Source organism: Streptomyces sp. NPDC086077, assembly GCF_040686175.1.
GTDB lineage: Bacteria > Actinomycetota > Actinomycetes > Streptomycetales > Streptomycetaceae > Streptomyces.
This window is the reverse complement of sequence record NZ_JBFBJT010000157.1, coordinates 1-16,461: the sequence shown is the minus strand read 5'-3', so window position 1 is coordinate 16,461 and position 16,461 is coordinate 1. Positions and strand designations below refer to the sequence as shown.

Annotated in this window: 16 protein-coding genes and 1 tRNA gene; 9 read left to right on the top strand and 8 right to left on the bottom strand. The window is 69.0% G+C overall.

Annotated features, from left to right (window positions below):
* Positions 1-46 precede the first annotated feature (46 nt).
* Complete coding sequence (locus tag AB0O67_RS31280) at positions 47-760, bottom strand: DUF5324 family protein (protein WP_365457362.1); 714 nt, start codon at positions 758-760, stop codon at positions 47-49.
* A 319-nt stretch (positions 761-1,079) separates the two neighbouring features.
* On the opposite strand from AB0O67_RS31280, the gene AB0O67_RS31275 reads away from it, so the two are divergent.
* Positions 1,080-1,613 carry a peptidylprolyl isomerase gene (locus AB0O67_RS31275; RefSeq protein ID WP_365457359.1) on the top strand — a complete coding sequence of 178 codons (534 nt, stop codon included), beginning with the start codon at positions 1,080-1,082 and terminating at the stop codon, positions 1,611-1,613.
* A gap of 177 nt (positions 1,614-1,790) precedes the next feature.
* Positions 1,791-2,675: a rhomboid family intramembrane serine protease gene (locus tag AB0O67_RS31270; protein ID WP_365457365.1), complete on the top strand. Its 885-nt coding sequence runs from the start codon at positions 1,791-1,793 to the stop codon at positions 2,673-2,675.
* A gap of 324 nt (positions 2,676-2,999) precedes the next feature.
* On the opposite strand, the gene crgA is transcribed toward AB0O67_RS31270, so the two are convergent.
* Positions 3,000-3,254, bottom strand: coding sequence for a cell division protein CrgA (crgA, locus tag AB0O67_RS31265; protein WP_365457356.1), 255 nt, complete (start codon positions 3,252-3,254; stop codon positions 3,000-3,002).
* Positions 3,255-3,395: 141 nt separating this feature from the next.
* On the opposite strand from crgA, the gene AB0O67_RS31260 reads away from it, so the two are divergent.
* Genes AB0O67_RS31260 through AB0O67_RS31235 form a run of 6 tightly spaced genes read left to right on the top strand, consistent with a single transcriptional unit; the run spans position 3,396 to position 7,681 of the window.
* Positions 3,396-4,175: a DUF881 domain-containing protein gene (locus tag AB0O67_RS31260; RefSeq protein WP_365457353.1), complete on the top strand. Its 780-nt coding sequence runs from the start codon at positions 3,396-3,398 to the stop codon at positions 4,173-4,175.
* A gap of 21 nt (positions 4,176-4,196) precedes the next feature.
* Positions 4,197-4,889, top strand: a complete 693-nt coding sequence (locus AB0O67_RS31255) for a class E sortase (protein ID WP_365457350.1) — start codon at positions 4,197-4,199, stop codon at positions 4,887-4,889.
* A 54-nt stretch (positions 4,890-4,943) separates the two neighbouring features.
* Positions 4,944-5,105 (top strand): hypothetical protein, encoded by a 162-nt coding sequence (locus AB0O67_RS31250; protein ID WP_365457347.1) that lies wholly within the window; start codon positions 4,944-4,946, stop codon positions 5,103-5,105.
* Positions 5,102-5,740 carry an aminodeoxychorismate/anthranilate synthase component II gene (locus AB0O67_RS31245; RefSeq protein ID WP_365457344.1) on the top strand — a complete coding sequence of 213 codons (639 nt, stop codon included), beginning with the start codon at positions 5,102-5,104 and terminating at the stop codon, positions 5,738-5,740. Before AB0O67_RS31250 ends, AB0O67_RS31245 begins: the two co-directional genes overlap by 4 nt.
* Positions 5,737-6,915: a class E sortase gene (locus AB0O67_RS31240; protein ID WP_365457341.1), complete on the top strand. Its 1,179-nt coding sequence runs from the start codon at positions 5,737-5,739 to the stop codon at positions 6,913-6,915. The genes AB0O67_RS31245 and AB0O67_RS31240 overlap by 4 nt, the downstream gene beginning before the upstream one ends.
* A gap of 13 nt (positions 6,916-6,928) precedes the next feature.
* Positions 6,929-7,681: a class E sortase gene (locus AB0O67_RS31235; RefSeq protein WP_365457338.1), complete on the top strand. Its 753-nt coding sequence runs from the start codon at positions 6,929-6,931 to the stop codon at positions 7,679-7,681.
* A 76-nt stretch (positions 7,682-7,757) separates the two neighbouring features.
* Here AB0O67_RS31235 and pknB read toward each other — a convergent pair whose 3' ends face one another.
* The 6 genes from pknB to AB0O67_RS31205 form a co-directional block, all read right to left on the bottom strand.
* Entirely contained in the window at positions 7,758-9,734 is a 1,977-nt protein-coding gene (gene pknB / locus AB0O67_RS31230; RefSeq protein ID WP_365457335.1) for a Stk1 family PASTA domain-containing Ser/Thr kinase, read from the bottom strand.
* A 171-nt stretch (positions 9,735-9,905) separates the two neighbouring features.
* Entirely contained in the window at positions 9,906-11,378 is a 1,473-nt protein-coding gene (locus AB0O67_RS31225) for a penicillin-binding transpeptidase domain-containing protein (protein ID WP_365457332.1), read from the bottom strand.
* Positions 11,375-12,814 (bottom strand): FtsW/RodA/SpoVE family cell cycle protein, encoded by a 1,440-nt coding sequence (locus AB0O67_RS31220; RefSeq protein WP_365457329.1) that lies wholly within the window; start codon positions 12,812-12,814, stop codon positions 11,375-11,377. Before AB0O67_RS31220 ends, AB0O67_RS31225 begins: the two co-directional genes overlap by 4 nt.
* Positions 12,815-12,841: 27 nt before the next feature.
* Positions 12,842-14,377: a Stp1/IreP family PP2C-type Ser/Thr phosphatase gene (locus AB0O67_RS31215; RefSeq protein WP_365457326.1), complete on the bottom strand. Its 1,536-nt coding sequence runs from the start codon at positions 14,375-14,377 to the stop codon at positions 12,842-12,844.
* Positions 14,378-14,517: 140 nt separating this feature from the next.
* The gene (locus AB0O67_RS31210) at positions 14,518-15,027 is read right to left on the bottom strand and encodes an FHA domain-containing protein (protein ID WP_365457323.1); all 510 of its coding nucleotides are present in this window, start codon (positions 15,025-15,027) and stop codon (positions 14,518-14,520) included.
* 10 nt (positions 15,028-15,037) lie between these two features.
* On the bottom strand, positions 15,038-15,919 hold the full coding sequence (locus AB0O67_RS31205; RefSeq protein ID WP_365457320.1) for a DUF3662 and FHA domain-containing protein: 882 nt from the start codon (positions 15,917-15,919) through the stop codon (positions 15,038-15,040).
* A 411-nt stretch (positions 15,920-16,330) separates the two neighbouring features.
* Between AB0O67_RS31205 and AB0O67_RS31200 the strand changes: the two genes are divergently transcribed.
* Positions 16,331-16,414: transfer RNA gene (locus AB0O67_RS31200), tRNA-Leu, on the top strand.
* Positions 16,415-16,461 lie beyond the last annotated feature (47 nt).

Genomic DNA, 16,461 nt, shown 5'->3' with positions numbered 1-16,461 from the left:
GGGCGACCCTCAGGTCGCCCGCCCCACAGTTTCTGGTGATCTCGGCTCAGCCGCGGTCGTCGCGGTTCGCGGCCTCGTCCTCGGCCTGCTTGGCCTGTACCTCAGGGTCGAGGACGGACTGACCGCTGCCGTCCACCGACGTGAGCCGGCCGGATTCGGAGACCTCGGTCGCGGCAGGGGGCTCGACCAGCCAGTCGGGGTTGGCCTGCTTGTCCCACCACTTCCAGGCGGCGAAGGCGCCGCCCGCGAGGACACCGATCACGGCCAGCACCTTCACGGCCCGGCCGGCCTTGGCCCGGCGCTCGTGCTTGCGGACGAGTTTCTGGATCTCCTTGGGCGAGACCTGGCCGCGCAGCGCGGCCAGTGCGGCCGTACCCCGGGCCGCGGCCTCCTCCTTGACGGGCCCGGCCGCGGCCACTGCCTGCTCGATCCTCGGCAGGGAGTAGTCGGCGGCCTGACGTGCGGCCTCGCGGGCGCGGGCGGCGGCCTCATGGGCGGCGTGGTCGACCTTCGGCGGCACATGCGAACGGACCTGGTAGCGGGCCTGCTCCACGTGCGGCGCGAGATGCGACGCGTACTGGACGCGAGCCTGCCCAGTGGCCTGCGACACCTTGGGCGCGAGCCGTACGCGTGCCTCGTGTGCGTAGTGCGCGGCCCGGTCCTTGGCCGTGTCGGCGTAGGGCGCCACCACTTCCGCGGCGTGCAGCACGCTGTCCTTCGCCGAGCCGGTCGCGGCGCGCACGCTGTCGATGCGGGTCACGGGTTTCCTCCTCCTCGGTGGCGTACGGTATTTCGACTTTCCACCCTTTTACGGATCATGCATGTCCGAGAGTGATGCGGCATGCGAGGGCGGGCATCCGGGTCACGATTGCGGTGCAATAGCGGATGAATAAGGGGCAACAGGAGCTTGTCGTCGACAATGCCACGGATCGGGGCTCAGCGCCCGTGTCGCGGGGCGACTGGTCAGGAATTCCGCAAGCGGGACGCCCGGATACGCGGCTGTCGGTGGGCGTCGGGCGACGCCGGGCGTGGACCGTGCGAGGATCGTGGAGTCACAGGAAGACAACGGAAGGCAGATCGTGGCTGAGCAGCTTTACGCCACCCTGAAGACCAACCACGGCGACATCGCGGTTCGGCTGTTCCCGAACCAGGCGCCGAACACGGTCAAGAACTTCGTCGAGCTCGCCAATGGCGAGCGGGAGTGGACCAACCCCGCGACGGGTCAGAAGTCCACGGACAAGCTGTACGACGGCACGGTCTTCCACCGGGTCATCAGCGGCTTCATGATCCAGGGCGGTGACCCGCTGGGCAACGGCACGGGCGGCCCGGGCTACGAGTTCGGGGACGAGTTCCACCCTGACCTGCAGTTCGACAAGCCGTACCTGCTGGCCATGGCGAACGCCGGCCCGGGCACCAACGGCTCGCAGTTCTTCATCACCGTCTCCCCGACGGCCTGGCTGAACCGCAAGCACACCATCTTCGGCGAGGTCGCCGACGCGGCCAGCCAGAAGGTCGTGGACACCATCGCGAGCGCCCAGACCAACCCGCGCACCGACCGGCCGCTGAACGACGTCGTCATCGAGTCGGTCGTCGTCGAGTCCCGCGAGGCCTGAGGTCCCGCGAAACCTGATCCCGCGGGGCCCGCGGGATCACGCACGGGCTCGGTCCCCGTCAGTGCCGAGGTCGGGCCCCGCAGAGGGGCCCGAGACCTCCCGGTGGGGAACCAAACGCCCCGCTCGTCCGTAAAGATGAGCGGGGCGTTGCAGTGCCACGACGACTTAGGGGAGCTCATGGACCAGGCGCAGGGCAGTCAGCCGGACGCACAGGGCGCGCCTGTCTGCTATCGCCACCCGGGCCGCGAGACCGGTGTGCGCTGCACGCGCTGTGATCGTCCGATATGCCCCGATTGCATGGTCAGTGCCTCCGTCGGTTTCCAGTGCCCCGAATGTGTCCGCGGCGCCGCCGGCACCGGTCACGCGCCGAGCGCCTCCCGCCCCCGCACCCTTGCGGGCGGCACAGTCGCCGCCGACCCCCGGCTGGTCACCAAGATCCTGATCGGGATCAACCTCGCGGTGTTCCTCCTCGTCCGGGCACGCCCGTCGGTGCTGAACAGCCTGGTACTGATCGGCGAGTGGCCGCCGGCCCCCTGGGGACCGACGGAGGGCGTGGTCGAGGGCGAGTGGTATCGCCTGGTCACCTCGATGTTCACGCACGAGGCGATCTGGCACATCGCGTTCAACATGCTCAGCCTCTGGTGGCTCGGCGGCCCCCTGGAAGCGGCCCTCGGCCGGGTTCGCTACCTGACGCTGTACTTCATCTCCGGCCTCTCGGGCAGCGCCCTGACCTTCCTGCTGGAAGCTCCTACGACCGCCTCGCTCGGAGCCTCCGGCGCGGTCTTCGGGCTCTTCGGCGCGACGGCCGTCCTGATGCGTCGGCTGAACTACGATCTGCGGCCCGTCCTGGCACTGCTGGCGATCAACCTGATCTTCACGTTCACGGTGGGCGGCATCGCCTGGCAGGCCCATATCGGCGGCCTTGCCGGCGGTCTGGTCATCGGCTACGCGATGGTGCACGCCCCGCGTGAGCGCCGGGCCCTGGTGCAGTACGGCGTCTGTGCGCTGATGCTGGCCGTGGTGGTCGGTGTGACGCTGCTGCGAACGGCCCAGCTCAGTTGAGCCCGAGGGTTATCCACTGAGCTTGGCAGTTGTCCACAGCGTGTGCCGCATCTTGCGCATAGTGTGCGGGAACGCATGTGCCCCCTGTCGCTGACCAGTGTTTCCGCAGGTCAGGCAGGGGTCGAACAGCATTCGAGGGATGGTGTGACGGTCGTACCGGCGTCAACGTCCGATGGGTTATCCACAGATCGTCGTCTTTTCCCCAGGTCAGGTGTGGAAATTCTCCCGGGGCTGTGGATAACTCAGCGGATAGCCGTGGTCAGAACTCCGTTCACCGCCCGGTGGCCTGCCCTTCCACGGACCACGTCACCGGGCGGAGACCGGCTACTTCCACTGCGTGGAGACGCCGAATCCGGCCGCGATGAAGCCGAAGCCGACCACGATGTTCCAGTTGCCCAGCGACTCGATGGGCAGCGAACTGTTGGTCACATAGAAGACGACGATCCAGGCCAGGCCGACGAGGAACAAGGCGAGCATGACCGGTGCGACCCATGCACGGTTCGTCAGCTTGATGCTGGTCGCCTGCTTCGAGGGCGGCGGCGTGTAGTCGGCCTTCTTGCGGATACGTGACTTCGGCACGAGGGTCTCTCCTGTCGATGCGCTGCGTGGCCGCGCAGGGAACTGGGTCGGGCTCGGGGCAGCGTACAAGGGGACACTGAGCGCTCCCCCGGGCGTCCGTTAGCGTAGTGCTTCCGTGGCGCCGAAGGAGATAAGGGTACGTTGAGCAATTCTGCCGACTCCCCCGGGACGGGATCCAGTGCTGAGAGCCGAGGGGCCTTCCGGCCCGTGCGGCTCCTCACAGCGGCCGTCTTCGCTCTCGCGGGCCTCATTTTCTTCACCAGCTTCCATACGGCCAAGGGCACCAACATCCGCACGGACGCGTCCCTGCTGAAGCTTTCGGACCTGATCCACGAACGCAGCCGCAACAACGGCGAGCTCGGCGAGGCCAACGCCGCCCTGCGTGAGGACGTGGAGTCCCTGGCCGACCGGGGCGACGGCAGCACCAAGGCGGAGGACGACAAGCTCGCCGCCCTGGAGAACGAGGCCGGGACCCACAAGCTCACCGGCGAGGCGATCTCGGTGACCCTGGACGACGCGCCGCCGAACGCCACCGCCAAGCTCCCCGGCTATCCCGAGCCCCAGCCCGACTACCTGGTCATCCACCAGCAGGACCTGCAGGCCGTGGTGAACGCCCTCTGGCAGGGCGGCGCCAAGGGCATCAAGGTCATGGACCAGCGGCTGATCTCCACCAGCGCCGTGCGCTGCGTGGGCAACACCCTGATCCTCCAGGGCCGCGTCTACTCACCGCCGTACAAGATCACCGCGGTCGGGGACCCCGAGAAGCTCCAGCAGGCGCTCTCCGCCTCCCCGGCGATCCAGAACTACATGGTGTACGTCAACGTGTACGGCCTCGGCTGGAAAGTCGAGGAGAACGGGACGGTGACTCTGCCCGGCTACTCCGGCACAGTGGATCTGCGGTACGCCCAGCCCATGGAGTGAGCGCCTTCCCAGGAGCCGCAGGTGCGCTTAGTCGTCAGGACCGTCAGCGAACTGTGCATCACCGTCGGCACCGTGATCGTGCTGTTTGTCGTCTACGTGCTCTTCTGGACCGGCGTGAGGGCCGACACCGTCATGGACGACGAGATCGGCCGCCTCGAGCGGCAGTGGGCCCAGGGCGAGGTCCGCCCGACGGGCACGGGGGCCCCGGGCGCCCCCGCCGCGCCCCCGAAGCCGACGGCGTACGAGAACGGCCGGGCCTTCGCGATCATGTACGTCCCGCGGCTCGGTTTCACGTGGAACAAGCCCGTGCTCGAAGGCACCGCCACCGGCACCTTGAAGAAGGGCCTCGGGCACTACGCCGGTACCGCGCAACTCGGGCAGAAGGGCAACTTCTCCGTCGCCGGGCACCGGCGCACGTACGGCGATCCGTTCAAGGACTTTCCGCGGCTGCGGCCCGGTGACGCGGTGGTGCTGACGGACGGGACGACCTGGTTCACGTACCGGATCGACAAGGGGCCGTACAAGACCGTTCCGACGGACGTTGAGGTGATCGACCCGCTGCCACGTAAGTCGGGGTACACACGTCCGGGCCGCTATCTGACCCTCACCACCTGCGAACCGGAGTGGGGCCACAGCCACCGCCTGATCGTCTGGGCGCATCTGGATTCCACACAGCCTGTGGAGGCCGGGAAACCAGCCGCTCTGCGCCGTTAGTCTGGTGGCGTACGGCGTGAGTTTCTGGTGCCGTGGTGCGACGGAAGGGACGGCATGTACGGCTGGATCTGGCGGCATCTGCCGGGGAACGCGTGGATCAAGGCGCTGATCTCACTGGTACTGATCCTGGCCGCGGTCTACGTCCTGTTCCAGTACGTCTTTCCCTGGGCCGAACCGCTGCTGCCCTTCAACGATGTGACGGTGGACAACCAGTGAGCGCGCGCATTCTCGTCGTGGACAACTACGACAGCTTCGTCTTCAACCTGGTCCAGTACCTGTACCAGCTGGGCGCCGAATGCGAGGTCCTGCGCAACGACGAGGTCTCGACCGCGCACGCGGGCGACGGCTTCGACGGCGTGCTGCTGTCACCCGGCCCCGGCGCGCCCGAGCAGGCCGGCGTCTGCATCGACATGGTCCGCCACTGCGCCGCCACCGGCGTGCCCGTCTTCGGCGTCTGCCTCGGCATGCAGTCCATGCAGGTGGCGTACGGCGGTGTCGTGGACCGTGCGCCCGAGCTGCTGCACGGCAAGACCTCGCTGGTCGAGCACGAGGGCAAGGGCGTCTTCACGGGGCTGCCCACGCCGTTCACCGCGACCCGCTACCACTCCCTGGCCGCCGAGCCACCCACGGTGCCGGCCGAGCTGGAGGTCACCGCGCGCACGCACGACGGCATCATCATGGGCCTGCGCCACCGCGACCTCCCCGTCGAGGGTGTGCAGTTCCACCCCGAGTCGGTGTTGACCGAGCACGGGCACAGGATGCTGGCCAACTGGCTGGCGGAGTGCGGCGACGAGGGCGCGGTGGCGAGGTCGGCGGGGCTCGCCCCGGTGGTGGGCAGGGCCACGGCGTGACCGCGCTGCGCCCCGAGCGCGAGTCCGGCACCGCCGCCTACGGCGACGCCGGCGACCAGGACTCCTTGTACGGGCAGCAGCCCTACGAGGGGGCGGGTGCGTTGGGGGACTGGTACGGGCGGCAGCCGTACGAGGCGCCGGTGGGCGGTGCGCCGGGCCATTCACCGAGGGGCGGGGCTCCGGTGGACGACGAGACGATGGCTCTGCGGATACCGGAGTCGCCGGGCGGGCCCGGGTCGACGGGCACCGTGGCCGGCCGGGGCAGGACCGCACGGGCCACGGGCGTCACAGGAGCCACAGGAACCTCAACGGGTCCCGGGTTGACCGGGACCGCTCCGGGAGGTCGGGCGGCCCGCAGAAAGGGCGCCAAGCGCCGCCACGGGCGCCATGGCGCCCACGCCGACCCCGTAGGTCAGGCCGGCTCACCCGGTGAGGCCGAAGGCGGCGACCGGAGCCGACCGCTCTCCCGCGTCGAGGCCCGCCGGCTCGCGCGGGAGCGCAAGCCCGGCGCCGCGGTCATCGCCAGCCGGTTGATCGGCGAGGTGTTCATCACCACCGGCGTGCTGATGCTCCTCTTCGTCACCTACCAGCTGTGGTGGACCAACGTCCGGGCGCACGCCCAGGCGGGGAACGAGGCCAGCCAGCTCCAGGACGACTGGGCGAACGGCAAGCGCAACCCGGGCGCCTTCCAGCCGGGGCAGGGCTTCGCGCTGCTGCACATCCCCAAGCTGGACGTGGTCGTGCCGATCGCCGAGGGCACCAACAGCGACAAGGTGCTCGACCGGGGCATGGTCGGTCACTACGCCGAGGGCGCGCTGAAGACGGCGATGCCCGACGACAAGACCGGCAACTTCGGCCTCGCGGGACACCGCAACACGCACGGAGAGCCCTTCCGTTACATCAACAGGCTCCAGCCGGGCGATCCGATCGTCGTCGAGACCCAGGACAGGTACTTCGTCTACGACATGGCGTCGATCCTGCCGGTGACCTCGCCGAGCAACGTGAGCGTGCTCGACCCGGTGCCCCCGGGGTCGGGCTTCACCGAGCCCGGCCGCTACATCACCCTGACGACGTGCACACCGGAGTTCACCAGCAAGTACCGGATGATCGTCTGGGGCAAGATGGTCGAGGAACGGCCGCGCAGCAAGGGCAAGCCGGATGCGCTCGTCAGTTAAGGGCAGATGACACGTGGCAGCGACCACCGATCGTGAAGAGCACACCGACGCCGTTCCCGGGGCTCCCGAGCCACGGCGCCGCGGACCCGGACGGATCGCCATGGCGGTCAGCGTCTTCGGTGAACTCCTCATCACCGCGGGCCTCGTGCTCGGCCTGTTCGTCGTCTACTCGCTGTGGTGGACGAACGTCCTCGCCGACCGCAAGGCGCACCAGGAAGGCGACAGGGTCCGCGACCACTGGGCCACCTCCGAGCCCACCGGCCCCGGCCGGCTGGACACCAAGGACGGCATCGGATTCCTGCACGTGCCCGGGATGAACAAGGACGAGATCCTGATCAAGAAGGGCACGTCGACGGAGCTCCTCAACAACGGCGTGGCCGGCTACTACACCGACCCCGTCAAGGCGACCCTCCCCACCAGTGGCAAGAACGGCAACTTCTCGCTCGCCGCTCACCGGGACGGTCACGGCGCCAAGTTCCACGACATCCACAAGCTCAAGAAGGGCGACCCGATCGTCTTCGAGACGAAGGACAAGTGGTTCGTCTACGAGGTCTACGCCGTCCTTCCCGAGACCTCGAAGTACAACGTCAAGGTCCTCGACCCGATCCCCGAGGAGTCCGGCCGCAAGAAGGCCGGCAAGTACATCACCCTGACCACCTGCACCCCGGTCTTCACCAGCCGCTACCGGTACGTCGTCTGGGGCGAGCTGGACCGCGTGGAGAAGGTGAACGGCGACCGCACACCGCCGAAGGAACTGCTCCGCTAGACCGCCCGGCACGTACGACGGAGCCCCGGCACCCTGAGAGTGGGTGCCGGGGCTCCGTCGTGTGCGGCGGGGGCGGTCAGTCGCCGTCGTTGCCTCCGAAGATGCCGCCGCCGTTGTTGCCGCCGCCGCCCGCAGCGGTCAAGGTGATCGGTGTGGCGGCCGGGTCGGCGACCGGCGTGTTGGGGGGCGGGTCCTGCTGGAAGACCCGGGCGTTGCCCTCCTGGGAGCCCACGACATTGATGTTGGTGAAGCCCGCCTGCTGGAGGATCTGCTTGGCCTCGTCCACGGTCCGGCCGACGACGCCGGGAACGGCGACCTGCTGCTGCTGGAGCTTGCCGACCTTGAGGTTCACCACCGAGTTCTTGTCGACCTGCGAACCGGCCGAGGGCGTGATCTCGAAGACCTTGCCGTCCTGGTTCGGATCCGTGACCGGTGTCTCGGTGCAGTTGCCGGTGAGGTTGTTCTCCTGCAGTCGCTTCTTGGCGTCGTCGCAGGACTGACCCGCGACGTCCGGGACGGTCGCCTTCTCCTGGGCCTTGGCCACCTCAAGGGTCACCGTCGAGCCCTTCTCCAACTCGGTGCCCGGGTCGGGGTTCTGGCTCAGGACCGTGCCCTCCGGGGAGGAGGACTCCGTGGTCTTGGTCTCGACCTTGAAGCCCTTCTCCTCCAGCTGCTGCGTCGCCGTGTCGACGTTCTTGTCGATCACGTTCGGCAGGGCAACCTTCGGCGCGCCCGTCGACACCACGAGGTTAACGACGGTGTTCTTGTCGACCTGCGTCTTGGGCTGCGGGTCCTGCGAGCAGACGTTGCCCTTCTTCTCCTCCTCGCAGGGCTTCGGCGTGACCGTTCCGACTTCGAGGTCGCTGTTGGTCAGCAACTTCCTCGCGTCCGCCTCGGTCTGGCCCACGAGGTTGGGGACCGGAACCTGGCTGTTGCTCACCCCGTCCTCGCCGAACGCCCAGCGACCGATCAGGATCGCGCCGACCAGGACCAGGACCGCCGCGACGACCAGCAGGATCGTCGAGGTGTTGGACTTCTTCTGGCGACGCCGGTCGGGCCGGTCGTCGTAGCCGAAGCCGCCGTCGTCCGGGTTGGCGGGGGGCAGCAGGGTCGTCGCGCCGGCGTGGCCCTCGGAGCGCATGGCCGTCGTCGGCTGGTCGTCGGGGTAGCCGCCGTAGCCGACTGAGCCCATCGACGCCGTGGCGCCGACCGGCTGGCCGTCGAGGCAGGCCTCGATGTCGGCCCGCATCTCGTCGGCGGACTGGTAGCGGTAGTTCGGGTCCTTGACCAGCGCCTTGAGGACGATCGCGTCCATCTCCGGCGTGATCTCGGGGTCGAACACCGACGGAGGCTGCGCCTCCTCCCGGACGTGCTGGTACGCGACGGCCACGGGGGAGTCGCCCACGAAGGGCGGGCGGACCGTCAGCAGCTCGTACAGCAGGCAGCCCGTGGAGTACAGGTCGCTTCGCGCGTCGACCTGCTCGCCCTTGGCCTGCTCGGGCGAGAGGTACTGCGCGGTGCCGATCACGGCGGCCGTCTGCGTCATCGTCATGCCGGAGTCGCCCATGGCGCGGGCGATACCGAAGTCCATGACCTTGACCTGGCCGTTGCGCGTCAGCATGACGTTCGCCGGCTTGATGTCTCGGTGGACGATGCCGTTGCGGTGGGCGTACTCCAGGCCCTGGAGGATGCCGATGGTCATCTCCATGGCGCGCTCCGGCAGCAGCTTGCGGCCGGAGTGCAGCAGCTCACGGAGCGTGGAGCCGTCGACGTACTCCATGACGATGTACGGGATCGAGACCCCGTCGATGTAGTCCTCACCCGTGTCGTAGACCGCCACGATCGCGGGGTGGTTGAGCGAGGCGGCCGACTGGGCCTCCCGGCGGAAGCGGGCCTGGAACGACGGGTCGCGAGCGAGATCCGCGCGCAACGTCTTCACCGCCACCTGGCGTCCCAGCCGGGTGTCATGCGCGTGGTAAACCTCCGCCATGCCACCACGGCCGAGCACCGGGCCCAGCTCGTACCGGCCGCCGAGGCGACGCGGCTCTTCCATAAGCTACCTACCAGCCCTCTCCGTCGGTCCCGGTCGGCATGTCGTGCGACCGGAGACTGCCGTCCGGGCCTACCGTACCCGGCTCGCTTTGTATGACCTGGCCAAGCCCGTCAGCCGATACAGGACCGGTATCGCAACGTGCATCAATGTGAAGGCGACGTGACGGGGCTCTCACTGCTTGCTCTGGATGACCGCCTCCATCACGCTCTTCGCGATGGGCGCCGCGAGGCCACCGCCGGAGATGTCGCCACGGTCCGCCTCCTGGTCCTCGACCACGACGGCCACGGCCACCGGCGAGCTGCCGTCGGAGAGCTTGGCGTACGAGATGAACCAGGCGTACGGCTTCTCGCTGTTGTCGACGCCGTGCTGGGCGGTACCGGTCTTGCCGCCCACGGTCACGCCGTCGATCTTCGCGTTGCTGCCGGTGCCCTTGTCGACGACGGTCTCCATCATCGACTGCAGCACCTGCGCGTTGTCCGAGGAGAGCGGCTTGCTCAGCTCCTCCGGCTCGGTCTGCTCGATGGTGTCGACGTTGGACGCCTGGAGCTTGTCGACCATGTACGGCTTCATCAGCGTGCCGTCGTTGGCGACCGCGGCGGCGACCATGGCCATCTGCAGCGGAGTCGCGGCGGTGTTGAACTGGCCGATCGAGGACAGCGCCACCTCGGAGGGGGCCATGTCCTCGGAGAACACGGAGGCGTTCGCGCGGACCGGCGTGAACTGCTCCTCGGTGAAGCCGAACTTCTTCGCCGTCTCCAGCATCTTGTCGTTGCCGAGGTCGGAGCCGACCTTGCCGAAGACGGTGTTGCAGGACCACTGCAGGGCGACCCTGAGGGTCGCGTTCTTGCAGGGGATGTTCCCCTCGTTCTGGAGTGGCCTGGTGGTGCCCGGCATGGTCCACGGCAGCGGCGTCTTGGTGGGCGAGTCCGCCTCCGGGTACAGGCCGTGCTCCAGGGCCGCCGCCGCGGTGACGACCTTGAAGGTCGAGCCCGGCGGGTAGGTCTCGCGCAGCGCCCGGTTGAGCATCGGGTCGTTCGCGTTGTCCTTCTTCTGGAGCTTGTTCCAGGCCTTCTGGTCGTCGTCGGAGTACCCGGCGATCGTCGAGGGGTCGTACGACGGGTAGGAGGCCTGCGCCAGGATCGCCCCGGTCTCCGGGTCCAGCGCCACCACGGCGCCCTTGCCCCGCTTGGCCAGGCCCTCGTACGCCGCCTTCTGCGCGGCCGCGTTGAGGGTGGTGACGACGTTGCCGCCGGCCTTGTTCTTGCCGGTGAGCATGTCGAGGGTGTTGCGGAAGAACAGCCGGTCGTCGTTGCCGGTGAGGATGCCGTCCTCCAGGTTCTCCAGCTGGTTGGTGCCGAAGGCCTGGGAGGCGTAGCCGGTGACCGGGGCCCACATGGGGCCGTCCTTGTAGGTGCGGACGTACTCGAAGTCGCCGCTGGCGGCCCGCTTGGAGCCGGTGATGGCCTTGCCGTCGACGATTATGTCGCCGCGCGGGGTGGCGTACCGCTCGATCGCGACCCGGCGGTTGTCGGTGTCGGTGGCCAGCTCGTCCGCCCGGACGTACTGGAGCCAGTTGTCGCGGATCAGCAGCGTCAGGACGAGCAGTCCGCAGAAGATCGCGATCCGGCGCAGGGGCTTGTTCATGACGGGCGGACCACCTGGGTCATCTCGGCGTCGGGGTTGGGGGCGGGGGCCGGCGCCGGGCGGCGCGCGGTGTCGCTGATTCTCAGCAGGATGCCGATCAGCGCCCAGTTGGCGATCACGGACGATCCGCCGTACGCCAGGAACGGCATCGTCATACCGGTCAGCGGGATGAGTCCCATCACACCGCCGGCGACGACGAACACCTGGAGGGCGAAGGCGCCGGACAGGCCGATGGCGAGCAGCTTGCCGAAGGGGTCTCGGGCGGCGAGGGCGGTGCGCACGCCGCGCTCCACGATCAGTGCGTACAGCAGCAGCAGGCCCATCACACCGGCGAGGCCCAGCTCCTCGCCGAAGGTGGCGAGGATGAAGTCGGAGTTGGCGGCGAACCGGATCAGCTCGGAGTGGCCCTGGCCCCAGCCGGTGCCCAGGGTCCCGCCGGAGCCGAACGCCCACAGTGCCTGCATCGCCTGCTCGGAGTGGCCGCCCACGCCCTGGCGGGAGAGCGTGTATTCGCGCATCGGGTCGAGCCAGGCGTCGACACGCTGCTGGATGTGCGGCTCGAAGGAGGCCACACCGACGGCGCCGACCGCGGACATCAGCAGACCGAAGACGATCCAGCTGGTCCGCTCGGTGGCGACGTACAGCATGATGACGAACATTCCGAAGAACAGCAGCGACGTGCCCAGGTCGGTTTCGAAGACCAGGATCAGGATCGACATCGCCCAGACCACGAGGATCGGGCCGAGGTCGCGGCCACGCGGCAGGTACAGGCCCATGAAGCGGCGGCTGGCCAGGGCGAGCGCGTCCCGCTTGACCATCAGGTAGCCGGCGAAGAAGACCGCGAGGACGATCTTCGCGAACTCACCGGGCTGGATGGAGAACCCGCCGACGTTGATCCAGATCTTCGCGCCGTAGATGTTCTGGCCGAGGCCCGGGACCAGCGGCAGCAGCAGCAGGAACAGCGCGCCGACCATCGAGATGTACGTGTAGCGCTGCAGGGCGCGGTGGTCCTTGAGGAAGATCAGCACCACGATGAACAGCGCGATGCCCATCGCCGTGTACAGCAACTGGCGCGGGGCGGCGGTGCCGGCCTGGCCGATGTCCTGCAGCAGTTCGGACTGGTCCAGCCGCCAGATGGCGACCAGCCCCAGCCCGTTGAGCAGAGTGGCCAGCGGCAGCAGCAGCGGGTCGGCGTACGGCGCGAACTTGCGGACGACGAGATGGCCGACGCCGGCCAGCAGGCCCAGGCCGAGCCCGTAGCTCAGCAGGCCGGCCGGTACCTCGTCGTTGATGGCGAGGCCGACGTTGGCGTAGGCGAAGACCGGGATGAGGACGGCGAACACCAGGAGCCCGAGCTCGGTGTTGCGCCGGCTCGGCGTGCCGATCGAGCCGATCGTGGACGTGTGCTGCGTCGACGGGTTGGAAGTACTGCTCATCGTGTGACGGGGCCTCTCACGGCTTGCCTACTGCTTACCGCACAGCGAGACGACCTTCTGCTCTTCCTCCGAGAGGCTGGGGCCGGGGCTGGGAGTGGGCGCGGTCGCGGACTGGCTCGGGGACGTGGAACCGGTGGCCGACGGTGTCGGTGTGGCCTTGGACGTGACAGAGGTGCGGGTGGTTCCCGTGGTACCGCCTGCCTCGCCCTGGCCGGCCTGCGCGCTGTTCTCGCTCTCGGCGGCGCGTCGCTGCGCCTCCTTCTTGCACGCGGAGGCCTGCACGCCCAGCTCGTCGATCTTCGCCTGGGCGTTCTTCAGCCCGCCCTCGGCGATCGTCGCCTCGACCAGCTTCTGCTGGTAGGGCGGCAGGTACTTGAGTTCGATCTCGGGGTGGTCCTTCTCGACCTTCGACAACGAGACCCAGGCCAGGTCCTGGCTGATGCCCCGGTAGAGGGCGACGTGCTCGTCGTTGGTGCCGACGTAGTACTGGGTCTGCGTCCAGCGGTAGCCACCGTAGAGGCCGCCGCCGATGACGGCCAGCGCGAGGACGCCGTAGAAGGATCGCTTCAGCCAGCGGCGCCGGGGCCGTGGTTTGACGAAGTCGTCGTCGCCGTAGCCGCCGAAGCCGTCCGCCGGGATGTAGCCGGTGGTGTCGCCGGAGCCGGGCGGGCCGAACTCGCCGCCCCCGCCGCCCTGTCCGGGCACCTGGCGGCCGAGGCCGGCGGCGCGGCCGGCCGGGGTCTGCATGATGCCGTTGTCGTGCAGGTGGTTCTGGTTCTCGGCGACAGCGCCCACCACGACCGGGGTGTCGGACAGCTGCCCGGCGAGGGTGTCACCGGTGTCCAGGTCGAGGACGTCGGCGACGATGACGGTGATGTTGTCCGGGCCGCCGCCGCGCAGCGCCAGCTCGATCAGCTGCTGGACGGTCTCCTGCGGACCCTGGTAGCTGGCGAGGGTCTCCTCCATCGTCTGGTGGGAGACGACGCCGGACAGGCCGTCGGAGCAGATCAGGTAGCGGTCACCGGCCCGCACCTCGCGGATCGACAGATCGGGCTCGACGTGGTCGCCGCTGCCGAGGGCGCGCATCAGCAAGGAGCGCTGCGGGTGGGTGGTGGCCTCTTCCTCGGTGATCCGGCCCTCGTCGACGAGGCGCTGCACCCACGTGTGGTCCTGGGTGATCTGCGTGAGGACACCGTCGCGCAGCAGGTACGCGCGCGAGTCGCCGACGTGCACCAGGCCGAGCCGCTGGCCCGTCCACAGCAGGGCGGTGAGGGTGGTGCCCATGCCCTCCAGCGACGGGTCCTCCTCGACCATCTGGCGCAGCTGGTCGTTGGCGCGCTGGACGGCCGCGCCGAGGGAGGTGAGGACGTCCGAGCCCGGGATGTCGTCGTCGAGCTGGACGATGGTGGAGATCGCCTCGGAGGAGGCGACCTCGCCGGCCGCGGCGCCGCCCATGCCGTCGGCGATCGCGAGCAGGCGCGGACCGGCGTACCCGGAGTCCTCGTTGCCCTCGCGGATCATGCCTTTGTGCGAACCGGCGGCGAAGCGCAGTGACAGACTCATGCGCACCTCGCCCGTCGGCTCCGGGTACAGCCGATCGTGTCGAGCCACACTGCCCACCCTCCGGTCGGGAGCGCGCCGGGGCCCCGGGTGTGGACCGCCGCTGCGTGCTCGCTCCGCTCGCGCTCATTCATGATGTAGCACTACTTCCGCAGCTCGATGACGGTCTTGCCGATGCGGATCGGTGCACCCAGCGCGATCGGCGTGGGGGTCGTGAGGCGGGTCCGGTCGAGATAGGTGCCGTTCGTGGACCCGAGGTCCTCGACGATCCACTGACCGTCCCGGTCCGGGTAGATCCTGGCATGCCGGCTCGAGGCGTAGTCGTCGTCCAGCACGATCGTGCTGTCGTGCGCCCGGCCCAGGGTGATGGTCTGGGACTGGAGCGCGACGGTGGTGCCGGTGAGTGTGCCTTCGGTCACCACCAGTTTGGTGGGGGCGTTGCGCCGCGCCCGGCCACCGGCCGGTTGCTGGCGCTGCTGCGGCGGCGCCTGGCGCGTGGCCTGCTGCGCCCGGTTGGCGTCCCGTCGGGATCCGCGCTGTGTGACGCGCGTACCGAACAGATCGCTGCGGATGACCTGCACGGCCACGATCACGAACAGCCACAGTACGGCCAGGAAACCCAGCCGCATGACCGTGAGGGTCAGCTCTGACATTGCCCCCGGATCACCCTTCGGCTTGCCTATAGATAACGGTGGTGCTGCCCACGACGATCCGCGAGCCGTCGCGGAGCGTAGCGCGGGTGGTGTGCTGCCCGTCCACCACGATGCCGTTGGTGGACCCGAGATCCTGGATCGTCGGGGGCGTTCCGGTCCGGATCTCGCAGTGCCGGCGGGATACGCCGGGGTCGTCGATCCGCACGTCGGCGTCGGTGCTGCGGCCCAGCACCAGGGTCTGGTGGGAGATCTGGTGGCGGGCACCGTTGATCTCGATCCAGTACCTGGTGCGGGAGCCGGGGGCGGCGCCGGGCGCGGCCCCGGGACGCTGCGCGGCGGGCTGGGCCGGCTGCGGATATCCGTACCCGCCGGGGCGGGCGCCTGGCGGGGGCGCCGAGGGCATGGGGGGAGCGCCGGCCGGCTGTGCCGGGGCACCCGCGGGCGGGTACCCGTAGCCGCCGGCGGCACCTGCGGGGCGGGCACCGCCGGCCGCGGAGCCGGGGGCCTGCTGGTCGGTGGAGGAGGCGAGCGTACGGCTGCGCACCCGGTACAGACCGGTGTCGAGGTCGTCCGCCTTCTCCAGGTGGACCTTGATCGGCCCCATGAAGGTGTAGCGCTGCTGCTTGGCGTAGTCGCGGACCATGCCGGCGAGCTCGTCGCCGAGCTGGCCGGAATAGGGGCTGAGGCGCTCGAAGTCGGGGGCGCTCAGCTCCACGATGAAGTCGTTGGGCACGACGGTGCGGTCGCGGTTCCAGATGGTCGCGTTGTTGTCGCACTCACGCTGGAGCGCTCCCGCGATCTCCACGGGCTGCACCTCGGACTTGAACACCTTGGCGAAGGTGCCGTTGACCAGACCTTCGAGACGCTGCTCGAACTTCTTCAGGACTCCCATGGGGCACCTCCTCCGGTGTTGCCGTCCTGTGTACTGCCTACCCGGTACTGCTTACTGATCGTATCCACGCCCCGGTTAATCGGCTGGTTCCCCCTGTCAGCCCGGTCGACGGGTGTCGACGCCTGACGAAGTTCCCTGCGGCGCTCCCCTTCGAACTTCTGGCATGGATCGTAGAGGGGGTCGCAAACAAGTGTCCCGCACCGGACTGTGGACTCGGTCCGGCTCCTGGGCAGACGGGCAGGACCGGTACGAGGTTGATACGTGCGGGGGGTCTTCTGGCCGGTCGGCGTGCCGCTGTGGGGGTGCCCCTGCCCCCGATAAGGGATGTGAACCCACCCGGTCCAGCGTGCTAATGTTCTGGGTGTCGGAAGGCGCCAACCCCCAGCGGGAAGGCCCCAGGACACACCCAATGCGCGGGTGGCGGAATAGGCAGACGCGCTGGATTCAGGTTCCAGTGCCCGCAAGGGCGTGGGGGTTCAACTCCCCCCTCGCGCACAGCTGAAGCGGTCGGCATCGTGATCAACGAGGGAGACCCGCAAGGT

Bases quoted from the DNA above. Each gene is read 5' to 3' on its own strand.
- AB0O67_RS31270 (WP_365457365.1), top strand. From the start codon at position 1,791: ATGGACCAGGCGCAGGGCAGTCAGCCGGACGCACAGGGCGCGCCTGTC.
- AB0O67_RS31250 (WP_365457347.1), top strand. From the start codon at position 4,944: ATGTACGGCTGGATCTGGCGGCATCTGCCGGGGAACGCGTGGATCAAG.
- pknB (WP_365457335.1), bottom strand. From the start codon at position 9,734: ATGGAAGAGCCGCGTCGCCTCGGCGGCCGGTACGAGCTGGGCCCGGTG.
- AB0O67_RS31225 (WP_365457332.1), bottom strand. From the start codon at position 11,378: ATGAACAAGCCCCTGCGCCGGATCGCGATCTTCTGCGGACTGCTCGTC.
- AB0O67_RS31220 (WP_365457329.1), bottom strand. From the start codon at position 12,814: ATGAGCAGTACTTCCAACCCGTCGACGCAGCACACGTCCACGATCGGC.
- AB0O67_RS31215 (WP_365457326.1), bottom strand. From the start codon at position 14,377: ATGAGTCTGTCACTGCGCTTCGCCGCCGGTTCGCACAAAGGCATGATC.
- AB0O67_RS31210 (WP_365457323.1), bottom strand. From the start codon at position 15,027: ATGTCAGAGCTGACCCTCACGGTCATGCGGCTGGGTTTCCTGGCCGTA.
- AB0O67_RS31205 (WP_365457320.1), bottom strand. From the start codon at position 15,919: ATGGGAGTCCTGAAGAAGTTCGAGCAGCGTCTCGAAGGTCTGGTCAAC.